The 17,013-nt window shown below is 37.6% G+C and carries 18 protein-coding genes; 13 read left to right on the forward strand and 5 right to left on the reverse strand.

Annotated features, from left to right (window positions below; genetic code table 11):
- The first annotated feature begins 91 nt into the window (after window positions 1–91).
- Window positions 92–2,023: a threonine--tRNA ligase gene (gene thrS / locus ACQKN3_RS00610; protein ID WP_251686517.1), complete on the forward strand. Its 1,932-nt coding sequence runs from the start codon at window positions 92–94 to the stop codon at window positions 2,021–2,023.
- Between the two features lie 130 nt (window positions 2,024–2,153).
- A complete protein-coding gene (locus ACQKN3_RS00615) occupies window positions 2,154–2,978 on the forward strand; it encodes a manganese catalase family protein (protein WP_427708677.1) in 825 nt (274 codons plus the stop codon).
- A 64-nt stretch (window positions 2,979–3,042) separates the two neighbouring features.
- Here ACQKN3_RS00615 and ACQKN3_RS00620 read toward each other — a convergent pair whose 3' ends face one another.
- Window positions 3,043–3,879: a manganese catalase family protein gene (locus tag ACQKN3_RS00620; protein ID WP_427708679.1), complete on the reverse strand. Its 837-nt coding sequence runs from the start codon at window positions 3,877–3,879 to the stop codon at window positions 3,043–3,045.
- Between the two features lie 457 nt (window positions 3,880–4,336).
- Here ACQKN3_RS00620 and infC point away from each other — a divergent pair, with 457 nt between their 5' ends.
- The 5 genes from infC to ACQKN3_RS00645 all read left to right on the forward strand — a co-directional run bounded on the left by infC (window position 4,337) and on the right by ACQKN3_RS00645 (window position 6,560).
- A complete protein-coding gene (gene infC / locus ACQKN3_RS00625) occupies window positions 4,337–4,840 on the forward strand; it encodes a translation initiation factor IF-3 (protein WP_039967350.1) in 504 nt (167 codons plus the stop codon).
- Window positions 4,841–4,875: 35 nt separating this feature from the next.
- Entirely contained in the window at window positions 4,876–5,076 is a 201-nt protein-coding gene (gene rpmI / locus ACQKN3_RS00630) for a 50S ribosomal protein L35 (protein WP_008407727.1), read from the forward strand.
- Window positions 5,077–5,151: 75 nt separating this feature from the next.
- Entirely contained in the window at window positions 5,152–5,511 is a 360-nt protein-coding gene (gene rplT, locus ACQKN3_RS00635; protein ID WP_251686519.1) for a 50S ribosomal protein L20, read from the forward strand.
- 70 nt (window positions 5,512–5,581) lie between these two features.
- A complete protein-coding gene (locus ACQKN3_RS00640) occupies window positions 5,582–5,842 on the forward strand; it encodes a DUF1294 domain-containing protein (protein WP_251686520.1) in 261 nt (86 codons plus the stop codon).
- A 127-nt stretch (window positions 5,843–5,969) separates the two neighbouring features.
- The gene (locus ACQKN3_RS00645; RefSeq protein WP_427708682.1) at window positions 5,970–6,560 is read left to right on the forward strand and encodes a peroxidase-related enzyme; all 591 of its coding nucleotides are present in this window, start codon (window positions 5,970–5,972) and stop codon (window positions 6,558–6,560) included.
- Between the two features lie 38 nt (window positions 6,561–6,598).
- On the opposite strand, the gene ACQKN3_RS00650 is transcribed toward ACQKN3_RS00645, so the two are convergent.
- The 3 genes from ACQKN3_RS00650 to ACQKN3_RS00660 all read right to left on the reverse strand — a co-directional run bounded on the left by ACQKN3_RS00650 (window position 6,599) and on the right by ACQKN3_RS00660 (window position 8,803).
- On the reverse strand, window positions 6,599–7,651 hold the full coding sequence (locus ACQKN3_RS00650; RefSeq protein WP_427708684.1) for an ABC transporter permease: 1,053 nt from the start codon (window positions 7,649–7,651) through the stop codon (window positions 6,599–6,601).
- 2 nt (window positions 7,652–7,653) lie between these two features.
- On the reverse strand, window positions 7,654–8,331 hold the full coding sequence (locus ACQKN3_RS00655) for an ABC transporter ATP-binding protein (protein WP_427708686.1): 678 nt from the start codon (window positions 8,329–8,331) through the stop codon (window positions 7,654–7,656).
- A gap of 91 nt (window positions 8,332–8,422) precedes the next feature.
- Entirely contained in the window at window positions 8,423–8,803 is a 381-nt protein-coding gene (locus ACQKN3_RS00660; RefSeq protein ID WP_251686524.1) for a sigma-w pathway protein ysdB, read from the reverse strand.
- 90 nt (window positions 8,804–8,893) lie between these two features.
- On the opposite strand from ACQKN3_RS00660, the gene ACQKN3_RS00665 reads away from it, so the two are divergent.
- From ACQKN3_RS00665 to ACQKN3_RS00685, 5 genes are all read left to right on the forward strand, one after another.
- Window positions 8,894–9,376, forward strand: a complete 483-nt coding sequence (locus ACQKN3_RS00665) for a dUTP diphosphatase (RefSeq protein WP_251686525.1) — start codon at window positions 8,894–8,896, stop codon at window positions 9,374–9,376.
- 83 nt (window positions 9,377–9,459) lie between these two features.
- Window positions 9,460–10,548, forward strand: coding sequence for a M42 family metallopeptidase (locus ACQKN3_RS00670; protein ID WP_427708689.1), 1,089 nt, complete (start codon window positions 9,460–9,462; stop codon window positions 10,546–10,548).
- A gap of 273 nt (window positions 10,549–10,821) precedes the next feature.
- Window positions 10,822–12,429, forward strand: coding sequence for a spore germination protein (locus ACQKN3_RS00675; RefSeq protein WP_427708691.1), 1,608 nt, complete (start codon window positions 10,822–10,824; stop codon window positions 12,427–12,429).
- Window positions 12,430–12,434: 5 nt separating this feature from the next.
- The gene (locus ACQKN3_RS00680) at window positions 12,435–13,538 is read left to right on the forward strand and encodes a GerAB/ArcD/ProY family transporter (protein WP_427711556.1); all 1,104 of its coding nucleotides are present in this window, start codon (window positions 12,435–12,437) and stop codon (window positions 13,536–13,538) included.
- The gene (locus ACQKN3_RS00685) at window positions 13,535–14,665 is read left to right on the forward strand and encodes a Ger(x)C family spore germination protein (RefSeq protein WP_427708693.1); all 1,131 of its coding nucleotides are present in this window, start codon (window positions 13,535–13,537) and stop codon (window positions 14,663–14,665) included. Before ACQKN3_RS00680 ends, ACQKN3_RS00685 begins: the two co-directional genes overlap by 4 nt.
- A 390-nt stretch (window positions 14,666–15,055) precedes the next feature.
- Here the strand turns inward: ACQKN3_RS00685 and ACQKN3_RS00690 are convergent, their stop codons facing one another.
- A complete protein-coding gene (locus tag ACQKN3_RS00690; protein WP_427708695.1) occupies window positions 15,056–15,508 on the reverse strand; it encodes a CoxG family protein in 453 nt (150 codons plus the stop codon).
- Between the two features lie 274 nt (window positions 15,509–15,782).
- On the opposite strand from ACQKN3_RS00690, the gene argF reads away from it, so the two are divergent.
- Window positions 15,783–16,748: an ornithine carbamoyltransferase gene (gene argF / locus ACQKN3_RS00695; RefSeq protein ID WP_251689983.1), complete on the forward strand. Its 966-nt coding sequence runs from the start codon at window positions 15,783–15,785 to the stop codon at window positions 16,746–16,748.
- Window positions 16,749–17,013: the final 265 nt, after the last annotated feature.

A 17,013-nucleotide genomic window follows, 5' to 3' on the forward strand; every position in this document is an offset into this window, starting at 1 on the left:
AAGCGTCCGCCCGAAACGGAAATCAACGGATTAGAATGATGACACTTTGCTACTCTCAATTAAATAAAAACCTTATAAGGAGGACAACAACATGTCAGAAATGATCAAATTAACATTCCCGGATGGCGCAGTAAAGGAATTTGCCAAGGGAACATCTACATTGGACGTTGCAGGCTCAATCAGCCCAGGTCTAAAAAAATCAACATTAGCAGGTAAAATCAACGGCACATTAATCGATGCAAAAACAGGAATCGAGCAAGATGGTGCAATCGAAATCATTACAAATAAATCAGACGAAGCATTAGAAATTCTTCGTCATTCTACTGCCCACTTAACAGCACAGGCAGTAAAACGTCTATACCCGGACGCAAAATTAGGTATCGGTCCAGTTATCGATTCAGGCTTCTACTATGACATCGATTCACCAACACCAATCACTGCAGAAGATTTACCGGCAATTGAAAAAGAAATGAAAAAAATTATTTCCGAAAACATCGAAATTGAGCGTAAAAACGTTTCTCGTGATGAAGCACAAAAAATTTACGAGGAAGTTGGCGACGAGTATAAATTAGAACTACTTGAAGCAATTCCAGCAGATGATCAAGTATCAATTTACTACCAAGGCGATTTCTTTGATCTTTGCCGTGGTGTACACGTACCATCTACGGGCAAGTTAAAAGAGTTCAAACTATTATCATTAGCTGGTGCTTACTGGCGCGGGAACTCAGACAACAAAATGCTGCAACGTATTTACGGTACTGCATTCTTCACTAAAGACGAGTTGAAGCACCACCTTCAAATGCTTGAAGAAGCAAAAGAACGTGACCACCGTAAAATCGGTAAAGAATTGGATTTATTCATGACTAGCCAAACAGTTGGTCAAGGTTTACCACTTTGGTTACCAAACGGTGCAACAATCCGCCGTACTATTGAACGCTATATTGTAGATAAAGAATTATCTTTAGGTTACAAACACGTTTATACACCAGTACTTGGCTCGAAAAAATTATACGAAACATCAGGACACTGGGAGCACTATCAAGATGGCATGTTCCCGCCAATGGAAATGGACAATGAAACACTTGTTTTACGTCCAATGAACTGTCCTCACCATATGATGGTATTCAAAAACGGTCTGCACTCTTACCGTCACTTACCAATCCGTATCGCAGAACTTGGCACAATGCACCGATATGAAATGAGTGGTGCCGTATCTGGTCTGCAACGAGTACGCGGAATGACTTTAAATGATGCGCACATTTTCGTACGTCCGGATCAAATTAAAGCAGAATTCAAAAAAGTAGTGGAATTGATTTTAGAAGTATATAAAGACTTTGATCTTAAAGATTTCTCATTCCGCCTTTCTTACCGTGACCCGAATAACACTGAGAAATACTTTGATGACGATCAAATGTGGGAAACTGCACAAGCGATGTTAAAAGAAGCAATGGATGAGCTTGGTTATGATTACTTCATCGCAGAAGATGAAGCAGCATTCTATGGTCCGAAGCTAGACGTTCAAGTAAAAACAGCAATTGGTAAAGAAGAAACATTATCGACTGCACAACTTGACTTCTTATTGCCACAACGCTTTGACCTTTCTTACATTGGTGAAGACGGTCAGCCTCAACGCCCAGTTGTTATCCACCGTGGTGTTGTATCGACAATGGAACGCTTCGTAGCATTCTTGATTGAAGAATACAAAGGGGCATTCCCGACTTGGTTGGCACCGGTGCAAGCAACAATTATTCCTGTATCAAATGCAGTGCACTATGATTATGCACGCGAAGTACAAGAAAAATTAGCTGCAGCTGGTATCCGTGTGGAAATGGATGACCGCGAAGAAAAACTAGGTTATAAAATCCGTGAAGCACAAATGCAAAAAATCCCGTACATGCTTGTACTTGGAGATAAAGAAGTTGCAGAAAATGCGGTAAATATCCGCCGTTACGGTTCAAAGGATTCAGAAACAATCAGCTTTGAACAGTTCCTTGCAGACATTACAGCAGAAGTGAAGAAATAAGAAGAAGAAGGCGTCCCGCACTTTGTGGGACGCCTTTTTGGTTTTTTAAATGAAAGCTACGATTTTTATATTTTTTAAAAGCATTTTTTAGGTAAATGCATATAGTAGGAAATATAAAAGGAGTGAATAAATGTTTTATCATATAAAGGAGCTGCAGTATGAAGCCAAGCCGTGTAAACCGGATCCGGTTATGGCACGGAAAATGCAAGAAATTCTCGGAGGTCAATTTGGAGAAATGTCGGTAGCACTTCAATATTTATTTCAAGGCTGGAATACGAGAGGCAATGAAAAATACCGTGACTTACTGATGGATACAGGCACGGAAGAGCTTGCTCATATAGAAATGATTTCAACAATGATTGCGAGATTGTTGGATGGGGTAGAACCGATAATATTAGATGAGGCTGCAAAGGACCCGCTGATAGCGGCAATTTTAGGAGGCAGTAATCCGCAACATATAATCGTTAGTGGTCTAGGGGCTGCACCGAAGGATTCCAATGGTGTGCCATGGAATGCCGGGTATATTGCAGCAAGCGGCAACTTACTGGCGGATTTCCGTGCGAATCTGAATGCCGAATCACAAGGACGTCTACAGGTAGCGCGTCTTTATTATGAAACGGATGATCCAGGGGTACGTGATATGTTTTCATGGTTGCTTGCAAGAGATACAATGCATCAAAATCAGTGGGTTGCAGCGATTAAAGAATTAGAGGCACAGGAAAATATTGTCGTGCCAAGTACTTTCCCTAAAGAGCTTGAAAGACGAGAAGTAGCCTATACATTATTTAACTTCTCCCGTGGAAATGAAAGTGCGCACGGACGTTGGGCGCACGGGCCGAGTATGGACGGGGAAGGTGTATTTAATTATGTGGAACACCCGCAACCTTTTGCGCCGGCTCCTGTTTTACGGCCAGCACCGCCAACTATATTCGACACCCCTCCTAATATGATGTAAAACAAAAAACTGTCCTCGAATTGTATGTAATTCATAACAAGTCGAGAACAGTTTTTATCGTAGATTATAATTTTTTATCTACATCGATATCATGGTGTAAAGTTGTTGGTGGTACGGCCGGGTTCGGTACTTGTCCCATTGGTGCCGGGTTATCCAAGAATACAAATTCCCCAGTTCCGTCTGGTGCTGTACCTTGTGCCCACGGACCATTTTTAGATGCTGTTCCTTCTGATAAGCTCCATAATTCATAGGCATGCGGCTGAGCTTCCAACTCGTCTTCCGGTGCGAATGAAGCGGGAACGACAACACCTTTCTTTTCTTCAAGCTCTTTAATAGCCGCCATCCATTGATATTGGTGATAACGGTCGCGTGCCAGCATTTTTCTGAATACAGTACGTACACCTTCATCTTTTGTCATATGGTATAAACGCGCAACTTGTAGACGGCCTTGTGATTCAGCATTTAAGTTTGCGCGGAAGTCTGCCAGCAGGTTACCACTCGCTGCAATATAACCAGCATTCCATGGTACACCGTTAGAGTCTTTCGGAGTAGCTCCTAAACCACTAACAATTAAATGTTGCGGATTAATGCCGCCCATAATTGAATTCATCATTGGGTCTTCTGCAATTTTCTGCTGGTCATCCGGTGATGCACCGTCCAGTAATTGACTAATTAAAGAACATAGCATTTCAACGTGACCAATTTCCTCGGTACCGATATCCATTAATAAGTCTTTATATTTTTCTTCGCCACGACAGTTCCAACCTTGGAACAGATATTGCATCATGACACTCATTTCACCGAACTGACCGCCAAGAACTTCCTGAATTTGTTTCGCTAATAATGGGTCCGGTCTTTCAACTTTTACCTCAAATTGTAATTCTTTTTGATGTCTGAACATATTAAAAATTCCTCCTATCGATAAAATGTGAGTCCTTAATTAGATACCACGAATTTTTTAAGTGAAACCTGGAAATGAAAATTAATTTCATTTATTTTTTAAAAACGGAGAAACAATAAAATTAATCATATAAAAATGCTTGACGTTACTTTGGTCCCGTGGTAAGATTATTTAAGTTATGAATACAAAAGTTTGAAAGTAGAGGCTGCCCGCTTCTCACCTGACAAGTGCTTTTATAAAAGTTACGAGCAGGTATCAGAAACGTTGAATTGTTTTACGCATGAATGCGTATGCACATATAGCGGGCGGACATCTCAAATGTCCGTCCTTTTTGTTTGTAAAAATGAAAAGAACATATGGACATCACGCAGAGGTGTACCGTTCGACAGGGTTATACTTTACACCAACTCATGTATTCGCGACAAACACTTGGAGGTGGATTAATATTAGCAAAGACATGTATGTAAACGAAGGCATCCGCGCGCGAGAACTTCGTCTAATTGATCACAATGGTGATCAGCTTGGTTTAAAAACGCGTACTGAAGCGTTGGAAATTGCCGCTCGTGCTAACTTGGATCTTGTCCTTGTGGCCCCTCAAGCCAAGCCACCAGTCGCTCGTGTCATGGACTATGGTAAATTTAAGTTCGATCAGCAAAAGAAAGATCGTGAAATTCGTAAAAATTCTAAAGTAATCGTAATGAAAGAGGTTCGCTTGAGCCCTACGATCGATGAACATGATTTTCAAACGAAATTACGTAATGCGATTAAGTTCCTTGAAAAAGGTGACAAAGTTAAAGCGTCAATTCGCTTTAAAGGTCGTGCAATTACACACAAAGAAATCGGTCAGCGTGTGTTAGATCGCTTTGCTGAAGCTTGTGCTGAAGTATCTACGGTTGAACAAAAACCGAAGATGGAAGGCCGAAGCATGTTCTTAGTTCTTCAACCGAAGACAGAGAAATAATACGTATGTAGTAACAAGTTTAGGAGGAAATCGACATGCCAAAAATGAAAACTCACCGTGGAGCTGCGAAACGTTTCAAAAAAACAGGTACTGGTAAATTAAAATTTGACCGTGCTTATGGCTCTCACTTATTCGCTAACAAATCAACTAAAGCAAAACGTCACTTACGTAAAGCGAAAGTTGCTACTTCAGGCGATTTCAAGCGTATTCGTACATTATTAACTTACATGAAATAATCTTTGACCGTTAAAAGATTATACAAAACAAAAATAAAATTAAGCATTCGAAAGAATTAGCAGGAGGTAATTACTATGCCACGCGTAAAAGGCGGAACAGTAACACGCGCTCGTCGCAAAAAAGTTTTAAAATTAGCTAAAGGTTACTACGGTTCAAAACATACTTTATACAAAGTAGCTAACCAAGCAGTAATGAAATCAGGTCAATATGCATACCGTGACCGTCGTCAAAAGAAACGTAATTTCCGTAAATTATGGATCACTCGTATTAACGCAGCTGCACGTATGAACGGTTTATCTTACTCTCGTTTAATGCACGGCTTAAAAGTAGCAGGTATCGAAGTTAACCGTAAAATGTTAGCTGACTTAGCTGTAACTGATAGCTCAGCATTCGCTCAATTAGCTGAAGAAGCTAAAAAAGCAGTTGCTAAATAATTTTAGTATATAATAAAGACTGATAGGGATTTGCTCCTTATCAGTCTTTTTTTGATTAGGGGGAATTCAGATGGAATTAGCAGCACTTTCATATGTTGCAGTTGTTTCACTCGTATTATGTGTATATATGTACATAGATAAAGAACGTGCAAAAAAGAAGGAATGGCGTATTTCCGAAAGGACTTTATTAACATTAGGTGTTCTGGGAGGTGCACTTGGCGGTGTATTAGGAATGTATTTATTCCGTCATAAAACAAAGCACAATAAATTTGCATTTGGCTTTCCATTACTTGGAGCAATCCATGTATTCTTACTCGTTCAGCTATTTTAATATCATCCCGAAGCATAGACTAAGTTTGTCTATGCTATTTTTATACAGTTAGCAGATTATTCGTTTGTTAGTTTAATAGTTGTAATTTATAATAAATTCAGTAAATTAAAAAGCAGGGAGTAGTGAAATGAGCAAATACGAAGAGCAGTTGTCTTATTTACAGAAGCCAAATGAAGAGGAAATACCGGGAGATGTACAGCAACTTTTCGATCAACATGTTGAAAAGCAGCTGGAGCAGAATGGTTTTGTAAATAATTTATTTAAAATTCTTCCATTGAATGCGCTACAGTATAAAGGATTTTTGGAATTTAAATATTCTTTGTTCAATGAAGAAACAACTTATTTGTCGTTAGCAGACAAGGAAATGATCGGGCTCGTTGTCTCTTCGACAAATAATTGCAATTATTGCCTCACTTCACATAGTGATGTACTTCGCGGGATAACAAAAAATCCTGGGTGGGTTGACCAATTAACATACAACTACCGCTCTGCAAAACTTACGGTAAAGCAGCGTGCGTTATGTGATTATGCCTACCGGGTAACAAGATATCCAAATGAAATAACGACTAAAGAAGTCGATCTACTACGTGAGGCTGGCTTTAATGATCATGAAATATTGGAAGCCGCATATGTTGCCGGATTCTTCAATTATACAAACCGCTGGGTAAGTACGATTGGTGCAGTCGCGAATCCTGGCCATTATGGACATAATCGTTAAAATGGATGCTGCAGTAAAATGCAGCATCCAATTCTGTGTTAAATGATAAAAAATAGGAGCATCAAGACAACGCTAATCGGACCAAAAAAACGGTATTTGATACGTTTTTTTGCCTGAAACCACTCATTTTCCTGAACAGACATTAGTTGAAAAAAAGGAGCTTGTTTAATTTCATTCAGGATAGAACTAAGGGCAACGTTTAAACCGATAAAAGAAAATATGAGGACAACTGCTTTTGCCCAGATAGGTAGAACGAAGAGAAGGCCGATGCTAATGACAATGAGTTGAACGGGCGATTTCAAGTAATTCAGTTTTCTCAATAATGTTTTGTAAATTAAATTATCGATCCGGTGTGTACTTAATACTTTCTTTTTGGCAAGTAAAATAAGCGGCTGCTTTGTCTTAGCTGGCATATAATATCGCATTTCCAAGCTAAATTGATAAATGCGCTTCATCCAACTGTAAAGGGCCTCATATTCCCAGCTCGTTTCGATTGTCCAGTAACGATTGCTAAGTACAGTATTTAGTAAAAGTAGATGAACAGCAAGAAGAAGTATGAAAAATCCCCATAATGGCAAAATGCCGAGGCAAAAAATAATGAGTGCATGAACAATGAAAAGTAACGGCCATTTTGTAAACCACTTTTGATATCTATACTGTATCCATATATGGAGTACGCTTATTATATTTAAAGACAAAAGGACTTTCCAAAATGGAAATAAGATAAAAGGCGAAGCGAGCAATAATAGAATTACAAGTACAAAGTTATATTGTAAAAATGTATAACAATAACCCCATAGTTTAATATGATGAATTTTACTTCCCTGCTGCTTATAAAATAACAGATCTGCATCATATATAAAGAGGCGTAAAGCTGATTTAACTAACAAGAAGCTAATCCCAAATAACAGAAGGAGTAAGGGAATTGGCTGAAGCTCAAATACTTGAAAATTACCAGCAGTATCGCGATATAAGAAAAAGCCGATAATGACACTGGGCACTACAAGGTATAGAAGGACTATCCAATCTGTAATTGATTTAATTAGTTTTAAATTAAATTGATACGAGCAATAAAGGCGTTTTGTAAACATCGTTATAACCTGCCTTGTAATTCATAAAAGATATCCAGTAAAGAAATAGGTTGTCCGATCATTTGTTGAAGCTCACGCAATGTTCCCTTAGCCTGGATATTTCCTTCATGAAGGAGAATGTAATGATCACAAAGCATTTCAGCCATTTCTAATTGGTGTGTGCAAAGTAAAAAGGATGCACCCTGCTGTTTACGTTCTTCGATTAAAACGAGCAGTTCCCGTATAGCTCGCGGATCAAGTCCCATGAATGGTTCATCCAATATGTAGAGTGGTCGTTCGATTAAAAAAGCCAGCACAAGCATCACTTTTTGCTGCATTCCTTTTGAAAAGTATATCGGCAAATCATCCAGCCGCTTGTCAATTTGAAAGAGTTTGAGTAACTGCTCTGCTTTATCCCAAAGTGTTTTGTCGTTATATTCATCAATTAAAAATTGAAGATGCTCGCGCAGTGTGAAATGCTCATATAATAATGGACGTTCTGGAACATAACCGTAGGAGGGGATGGTGATTGCCCCTTCGAAATAAGGAATAACACCAAGCATTGATTGAATTGTAGTACTTTTCCCTGCACCGTTTCCCCCAATTAAACCAGTAATAGTTCCAGGCTGCATTGAAAAATCAATTTGCTCAATGCTTGATTGATTTGCAAGATAACCTGCTTTCTTAATATGAATTTCCATAATATTCCACCTCATCCATTTATACGGATATATATGAAAAAGGTTTCAAACATAAAAGCGAACCGTACAATCTACGGTTCGCTGTCCCCAGTTAGGCTTTCATCAGTTTTTCTATCGGATTTTTCCAATTAATCGAAGCGTTTGGATAATTCATGAGAATCTCGTTTTCCAAATACATAAAATCCTCTTTCGTAAACCCTTGAAGTTTCATCGCATCATGGACAAAGACGAAAATACTTACGACTTCAAATGCATTGTCCGTCGTACCTAAATATTTTTCTCCTTCAAATAATGCCCCCTTATATGATATGAAAAAGTTTTTCCGAATGTTTTTTACATCATCATAAAAATAATATTGTCCATTTTCATAGGCCTCATCCAATTTACGCTTTGGGTCGATTAAGTAGCGTACCCCTCTGTAAAATATGTAAATGATGAGAAGGATGATGGCAATTCGTAACAATAAAGCCATAAAACTTCCTCCTTGCTTACGGTGATTCCCTCCTATACGATTGAGTAGTATAAAAAGTTTCATTTTATTTTGAAAAAGAGGGATGTTTTAATGCAATTTCGTCAATTATTTGAAAAGCAACGGCAACTAGACCGATTTATTGAAGAAAACCAACAAGTACAAAAAGATGTATTTGCCGAAAAAGGCCTCGCATTATTAGTTGAGTTAAGTGAACTTGCTAACGAAACACGCTGTTTCAAGTATTGGTCAACAAAGGAGCCATCAAAAAGAGCTGTCCTTTTAGAAGAGTTTGTAGATTCGGTTCACTTTATGCTTTCACTTGGAAATATGCGCGGCTTTCTTTTAGTGGAGTGGCCCTATTTAAAAGAGAAGCAAGAGTTAACTGAAACATTTCTTAATACGACACAGACGATTCTTACGTTTTTGCAGCACCAAACAGAAGAAAATTACAGGGCAATGTGGGAACAGTATAGCTTAATTGCCTACAACTTGAACTTTACAATCGATGACGTTTTCCAAGCATATAAATTAAAGAATGAAAAGAATTATGAACGACAACGAAATGGCTACTAATTTACATAATGGCGAGAAACTATTTCACATTTCGAAATATTGTCGCTATAATAAAGATGAGTAATTATTAGGGGGAAACCGACATGACAAAGCTCGATGCTACATTACAAATGTTCAAAGATTTAACAGATGCAAACGGTATACCGGGAAATGAACGTGCACCACGTGAAGTGATGAAAAAGTACATCGCACCATATGCAGATGAAGTGGAAACAGATAACTTAGGCAGTTTAATCGCAAAAAAAGTAGGCGATGAAAAAGGTCCGAAAATTATGGTTGCGGGTCACTTGGATGAAGTTGGTTTCATGGTTACACGCATCGATGACAAAGGGTTCGTATTCTTCCAAACAGTAGGCGGCTGGTGGAGCCAGGTAATGCTTGCCCAACGTGTGACAATTACAACGCGAAAAGGGGAAGAAATTATTGGTGTGATCGGATCAAAGCCACCACATATTTTACCGGCTGATGTTCGTAACAAAGTAGTCGATATAAAATCAATGTTCGTTGATATCGGTGCCACTTCAAAAGAAGAAGCAATGGAGTGGGGCGTACGTCCTGGCGATATGATTACACCATATTTTGAATTCAATGTGATGAAAAATGAAAAACATCTATTGGCGAAAGCATGGGACAACCGAATTGGCTGTGCGATTGCAATTGATGTACTGAAAGCATTAAAAGATGAAAAGCATCCGAACATCGTATATGGTGTCGGGAATGTACAGGAAGAAATCGGCCTTCGAGGCGCGAAAACTTCTACATTTAAAGTACAGCCGGATATCGGTTTTTCTGTAGATGTTGGTGTTGCTGGCGATACGCCGGGCGTGACACCGAAAGAATCGACTTCAAAAATGGGCGCAGGTCCACAAATTGTCGTATATGATGCATCAATGGTATCACATACAGGGTTACGTGAATTTGTCCTTGATGTAGCTGAGGAAGCAGGTATTCCATACCAGTTCGAAGCAATGGCTGGCGGCGGTACGGATGCAGGAAGTATCCATATTACAGCAAACGGTGTACCATCATTGGCAATCGGTGTTGCAACACGTTATATTCACTCACACGCAGGTATCCTGCACCGTGATGATTATGATAATGCGGTGAAATTAATCGTAGAAGTAATTAAACGATTAGACCGTGACACAGTAAAAAAAATTATATTTGAATAATATAAAAACTGCAGAAAGGACAATTATTAGCTGTTTAATATTATAATATGAAAAAATATCCATTTCCTTATAAGGAAATGGATATTTTATTTTAAATAGGCCCCCTTTAACTACCAACCTCTTATTTCCCTGTAAATTCCGCAACCCGACCTATTTTCTTAATTAAATAAGTACTTTTTGAATATTTGACTATAATCTGGCGATAATGAATTCATTATTCAGCGAAACATAGAGTAAGCGAAAAATATAATTTTAGATAAATGGGGGAAGATTATGTTTTTTGAAAAAAAGAATAAAAAGGCAACGTTCAAAAAACAAACAGGAGATTTAACAAGGCCTTCAAAAGATAATCTGGGAGAAAAAAAACAATCTACTTCATCAACTTCCGAAGTAACTACCAAAAAGGATGATTGGCAACCCATTTCCGATTCAACTGATGTTTTTATAAAAAAAGTAAAAGAGCAAATTCATTCACCGGCTGATTTAGTAATTCGATATGTAACAGATTCAATTACTATTTTGTATATCGATAACTTAATAAAAGAAGATATAATGAACGGTAAAATATTACCTGTTCTGCAGAATATACAAGAAGGAACCCCGAATAGTATCCAGAGTCAGTTACCTCTGCCACAAGTAAACGTGGAAAATAAATTAAATCAAAGTATCGATACTATGTTAACTGGCGCTGTTATGATTCATGTGGCGGGACATGCACTGGTCACTATGGTCATTATTCCAGCAAGAGAATCACGGAGTTTGTCTGCACCTGAAAATGAATCGCAAGTTATCGGTTCGCAAGTAGGGTTTAATGAAAGTCTCTCCACAAATATCTCGCTTGTTAGACGGTTTATTTTAAGTAAAAATCTTAGTAATGAAAAATTAAAGGTAGGAAACCAGACCAATACATCGCTCTCTATACTTTATCTAGATGGTGTTGCATCAGAACAAAATATAAATACTGTCCGACAAAGAATACAAGCTCTCGATATTGAAGATTTAATTGATAGTGCGGAACTGGCAGAGTTAATCGATGACAGTTCCCTGTCTATTTTTCCTCAGATGTTATTAACGGAGCGCCCCGATCGATTTTGCGATGGTATATTGGGTGGAAAAATAGGCATTCTTGTTGATGGCAGTTCGATGGGGATACTTTGCCCTTACTCATTTATTGAGTTTTTTCAAAGTAGAGAAGATAAAAACTTGAGGTGGCCAATTGCAACATTTGTAAGATGGCTAAGATTTGCAGCCATTTTTATCTCTATTTTTTTTACACCACTGTATGTTGCATCATTAACTTTTCATTATGAAGTGATCCCACAGCCGCTTTTAGTTCCGCTTAGTGAATCGAGGGCTAAAGTACCGTTTCCTCCTATATTAGAGGCGCTATTTCTGGAGCTGATTATGGAATTGCTTCGTGAGGCTGGGGCAAGATTACCGACAAAAATAGGACAAACAATTGGGATTGTCGGTGGGATCGTACTTGGTACAGCAGCAGTGGAGGCAGGGATTACGAGTAATATTCTTATAATTATTGTCGCTCTATGTGCGCTGTCTTCCTTTATAACACCGAGTTATATGATGGGAAATGTTATTAGGCTGCTACGTTTTCCAATCATCATTTTAGCTGGATTTTGGGGTTACTATGGTATAATGCTTGCCCTTTGTATTCTTGTGATTCATCTATTACGACAAACAAGTTTAGGCGCTCCTTATATGGCGCCATTATACCCACCTAGACTTAAAGATTTGGGTGATAGCCTTGTTCGTCTACCATATCCGTTCATCGCTCGGAAATCATTAAATGCGAGAGTGGAGAATCCTGATTATTCAAAAATGCGTGTAAATCTTAAGGGAGACAAGGAGAAGGTGAAAGAGTGAAGAATATGCTGCAAATTAATCCCACTCAAACATTCAATGCCCCTCTTCTCTTTTTCATCATTTCTTCTGCTCAAATAGGTGTAGGAGTTCATGGATTTCAAAGCATTATCTATAAAGATGCGAAACAAGATGCCTGGATTTCCATCATTATTAGTTTTATTGCAGCACATTTTATTGTCTTTATAATTATTAAAACGCTGGAATTGTACGAAGCAAATGATATTTATGGGGTGAATTTGGATTTATTTGGTAAATACTTAGGGAATTTTATTAATTTGACCTATATTGTTTATTGCGGTTTGGCGTATTTTGCCATTATTAAAAATTATACAGATGTTATTAATACATGGGTATTTCCAGGCTTAAGTTCTTCGTTTATTACCATTACACTGCTTATAACTGTAAGTTATGCATTCACGGGCGGCCTACGAGTAATAATTGGAGTCTGTTTTTTTAGCTTTTTTTTAAGTCTCTGGATTTTAATTGTACTGTTATTTCCTATTGAATATTCGAATGTTAATTACCTGTTACCTGTACTAGATAATGATTTTATAAGTCTACTCAAAGGAGCGTATTCGATGACGCTTACGATTGTAGGTTTTGAAATAATTAATACGGTTTATCCATATGTCAAAGAAAAGAATAAGGCGCAAAAATTTGTACATTTTGGATTGCTGTTTACATTGGCTATTTATTTGTTTGTTATGTTGGTTACATTAACATTTTTTAGTGGGGAACAGCTTGAGAAAACGATTTGGGCAACATTATCATTATTCAGCATTGTCCGTTTGCCATTTCTTGAACGGATTGAACTGATAACGGTCTGTTACTGGATGATGATAATCTTGCCGAACCTTTGTTTATTTGCATGGTCTGCTTATAGGGGGGTTAGCCGAATAATAAATATAACCGATAAGAAATTTATTATTATTTTCTCCCTTTTTATATTTATAGGATCGTTGATTGTGGAGACACGGTTTGAGATTAATACATTCAACAACTATTTTGGGTACTACGCATTTTATATCGTATTTGCTTACCCTGTCTTATTATATTTCATTGCTCTCCTAAAGAAAAAAGTCTTTAAACGACAAGCGAGAAGGGAATGAAGGAGCTGACTACGTTAAAAAAACTGATTTTGCTGTTCGCCTGTATTATCGTTTTGGTAGGTTGTGCAGAACAGAAAATTCTTGAAAGAATCAGTTTAACAACATTGGTAGGCTTTGATTTAGCTGATGAGGATAAGTTGGCCGCCATTGCTGTTATCCGACAAATTAATCCGGATTTAGAAAGTAAAATTGAATTGCAATCTGCAACTGCATTAACAAGTAGGGGGGCACGTTCAAAAATTGATTTAAAAACATCGAAGACTATTGGCTCAGGGCAATTACGGGTTGTGTTATACGGTGAAGAGCTGGCTAAAGTAGGTTTAAATGAGAACATTCATATCTTAAAAATGAATTCCGAAATCAGCAATGCAACATATATAGCTTCTGTGGAAGGGGATTTGAACGAACTATTAGAGTATAAGTATGAAAATATATCTGATCTTGGACAACATATTTATCAATTAATTAAATATAATGTAGACAAGCAGTATATTATTTCATCGACTCTCCATGAAATCAACAGAGATAAACTATCATTTATAGATAGTTATTCCATGCCGATATTAGAAAGAGAAGAAAATAATATCAAAATATCTGGTATAGCTTTTTTTAACGAAGGGAAAATAGTCGGCAAACTCCCGGCAGAGGAAGCAATTTATATATTGATGGTTAAAGGGAAGACTCATAATGGAACGCTTGAAATGGAAATACCTATAACAACATTGGAAAAATCCCCCCCTGATTCCTCGGAAGGACTACCAATAGCCATTGACTCTATAAATTCAAAGCGGAAGATTAAACTAGTAGATTCGGCAGTGCCTGAATTCAATTTAACGATTAAAATTGAATGTCGGTTATTGGAAGTTGATTCAGATGTGAGCATGGATAATCCGAGCATCATTCATAAACTTGAGAAAGAAATCAACAAGAAAATTGAAAGTGAAATTAATCAAATTATAGACTATAGCCATGAAATCAATACCGATATATTCCAGTTTGGCGAATATTATAAAGCACAGAATCGAAATGCGGATATTGATAAAAAAAAGTGGGATGAAATGTTTTCCGAAATGAAAGTGAACGTTACAGTAAATACTACAATTATACGCGATGGTGTGTTTCAATAGATCTCTATAAATGAATCAATTTGGGAAATGTTTTTAGAGGATGGCCTGGAACAGGGGACTTTATGAATACAGCCGGAAATAGTTGTAGAAGGGTTTGAAGGAAAAAAGAAGAATAGCTAATGGCACGGCGTTTTCAGAAGTTTGGACGAGAAAAGTAGCTATATTAAAATGTACTAGAGAAGGCATTCAAGAAAAGATGAATGAGTTTAGCAGTTATCAAACGACGAATTTTACTGTGACTTACATTATATATGAAAGTTTGTATTAGTGTCTGCAGTGAATATGATGAAGGAATTGTGCATCGTATGCTGAAACCTGCTGTACAATCTCCATTAAAATAAGCGAAAACCATTAATTTTCCGATTGTCAGGAAAGTTAATGGTTTTTTGTTTATTTTACATCATGTAGGGCAGTAAGCTTTGTTTCAATTGAGTTCGTTAAATCAGACGTCGCTTTAGGTACGAAACTTTCCAAAACAGGGTTGATCATCATCCCCATAAAACCGCCAGCAGATAAATCCAGGCTGCCTGTTACTTGAGTAGACTCGTTATTGCCGGTTGCAATGTTAAAATAGCCGTTCCCATCAAAGTTGTCGGACAAACCTTTTATGTTAAATTTTACATTAGTTGGTTCAACAGAATCAGTTATATCTACTTGAAGAATAATCTTCTTTTTCGTGAACCCTAAATCTGCAAGTAAAGTCCAAGTGAACTGCGTATCATGTATTGCTTCGTGCTCGATATAACCTGGAATTAATGGTGCCCAATTATTATAGTCCTTTAGAAAATGCCATATTATCTCATTAGATAATGGTAATTCCACTGTGTGGATCGCGTTCGGCATAATGATTCCTCCTAAATCAGTTATAGAGTAAATTATTTCCAAAATATACTGCTGTAAATAGTATGCTTAAAAATGAATTAGAATTCAATAAAAATCGAAAATATTCTCCAAAAAACATAAAATATATCCTTCAAGTGAGTTATCTCATCGTTAAGGAATGAGTGTAATTATTATACAATTTAATTAATTTAAATAATTTATAATAATTCACTTGATTTTATAATTATTCATTTGTATAATAAAATCAACATAAAGCTCACAGAGGTGTGTAATGATGAAGTTATTAGAAGAGGTGCAATTAAAGCCCGTTGAAAGTTTACAAGGAAAAGACTTATTAACACTGCTTGACTATACGAGTGAAGAAGTGAAGCAACTGCTTGAACTTGCGACACAGTTGAAAACAATAACAAAAGCAGGCAAATGTCCACGATTATTGGAAGGTAAAACACTGGGCATGATCTTTGAGAAAAGCTCAACGCGTACACGCGTATCATTTGAAGTAGGTATGCAGCAGCTCGGAGGATATGGCATGTATATGAATGCACGTGATATGCAAATTGGCCGTGGTGAACCAATCTCCGATACAGGAAGAGTATTGTCAGGTTATTTAGACGGAATTATGATTCGTGCCAACTCCCATACGATGGTGGAAGAATTGGCTGATAACGCATCGATTCCGGTCATTAATGGTTTAACGGATCTTGATCATCCATGTCAGGCATTAGCTGATCTTGAAACAATTGCCGAAAATAAAGGGGATTTGAAAGGATTAAAAATTGCTTATGTAGGTGATGGCAATAATGTAGCACATGCGCTTATTGTTGCTGCAGCACATGTTGGTATGCATGTAGCAGTTGCAACACCACCAGGATATGAATGCGATACGCGTATTATTGAAAAAGCACAAGTGATTGCTTCTCGAAACGGCAGTACCATTGTTGTAACGAATGACCCTGTGGCAGCTGTTACAAATGCAGATGCTGTTTATGCAGATGTATGGACATCTATGGGGCAGGAAGAAGAAACGCAAAAGCGACTAAAGGATTTTGCGAAATACCAGATTAATGATGAATTGGTTGCCCATGCAAAGCCGGATTATATGTTCCTTCATTGTTTACCGGCACATCGAGAGGAAGAAGTTGCGACGTCAGTTATTGACGGCCCAAATTCTTATATATTTGAGCAAGCAGAAAATCGTCTGCATGCACAAAAAGCAGTTTTAGTATCTTTATTGGCGTAAAAAGTAACAGGCAGTTGGCTTTATACTACGGGTTGTAGTCGCCACTGCGAACCATACATTATTTATGTGCAGGAAGGGCAAATAAATAATGTAGTAGTCCAACATGAATAACAACGGGAGACGCTGTGACGATTCATGAAGAACTACAAGTGATGTCTGTATTCAAGATGGAATGCCCCATCACTACATAGAAAAAGCAATCCGGGAGACGCTGGATTGCTTTTTTGTATGGAATCATAATTGAATGATGGGTGGTTATGCTAAA

The organism is Solibacillus sp. NPDC093137, from assembly GCF_050280445.1.
Taxonomy (GTDB): Bacteria; Bacillota; Bacilli; order Bacillales_A; family Planococcaceae; genus Solibacillus; species Solibacillus isronensis_B.

Coding starts and splice junctions, on each gene's coding strand:
- ACQKN3_RS00690 (WP_427708695.1), bottom strand. CDS start 15,508: ATGCCGAACGCGATCCACACAGTGGAATTACCATTATCTAATGAGATA.
- ACQKN3_RS00685 (WP_427708693.1), top strand. CDS start 13,535: ATGAAGGAGCTGACTACGTTAAAAAAACTGATTTTGCTGTTCGCCTGT.
- ACQKN3_RS00655 (WP_427708686.1), bottom strand. CDS start 8,331: ATGGAAATTCATATTAAGAAAGCAGGTTATCTTGCAAATCAATCAAGC.
- ACQKN3_RS00615 (WP_427708677.1), top strand. CDS start 2,154: ATGTTTTATCATATAAAGGAGCTGCAGTATGAAGCCAAGCCGTGTAAA.
- ACQKN3_RS00670 (WP_427708689.1), top strand. CDS start 9,460: ATGACAAAGCTCGATGCTACATTACAAATGTTCAAAGATTTAACAGAT.
- ACQKN3_RS00665 (WP_251686525.1), top strand. CDS start 8,894: ATGCAATTTCGTCAATTATTTGAAAAGCAACGGCAACTAGACCGATTT.
- infC (WP_039967350.1), top strand. CDS start 4,337: ATGTATGTAAACGAAGGCATCCGCGCGCGAGAACTTCGTCTAATTGAT.
- argF (WP_251689983.1), top strand. CDS start 15,783: ATGAAGTTATTAGAAGAGGTGCAATTAAAGCCCGTTGAAAGTTTACAA.
- ACQKN3_RS00640 (WP_251686520.1), top strand. CDS start 5,582: ATGGAATTAGCAGCACTTTCATATGTTGCAGTTGTTTCACTCGTATTA.
- ACQKN3_RS00650 (WP_427708684.1), bottom strand. CDS start 7,651: ATGTTTACAAAACGCCTTTATTGCTCGTATCAATTTAATTTAAAACTA.
- rpmI (WP_008407727.1), top strand. CDS start 4,876: ATGCCAAAAATGAAAACTCACCGTGGAGCTGCGAAACGTTTCAAAAAA.
- ACQKN3_RS00645 (WP_427708682.1), top strand. CDS start 5,970: ATGAGCAAATACGAAGAGCAGTTGTCTTATTTACAGAAGCCAAATGAA.
- ACQKN3_RS00680 (WP_427711556.1), top strand. CDS start 12,435: ATGCTGCAAATTAATCCCACTCAAACATTCAATGCCCCTCTTCTCTTT.
- ACQKN3_RS00620 (WP_427708679.1), bottom strand. CDS start 3,879: ATGTTCAGACATCAAAAAGAATTACAATTTGAGGTAAAAGTTGAAAGA.
- rplT (WP_251686519.1), top strand. CDS start 5,152: ATGCCACGCGTAAAAGGCGGAACAGTAACACGCGCTCGTCGCAAAAAA.
- ACQKN3_RS00660 (WP_251686524.1), bottom strand. CDS start 8,803: ATGGCTTTATTGTTACGAATTGCCATCATCCTTCTCATCATTTACATA.
- thrS (WP_251686517.1), top strand. CDS start 92: ATGTCAGAAATGATCAAATTAACATTCCCGGATGGCGCAGTAAAGGAA.
- ACQKN3_RS00675 (WP_427708691.1), top strand. CDS start 10,822: ATGTTTTTTGAAAAAAAGAATAAAAAGGCAACGTTCAAAAAACAAACA.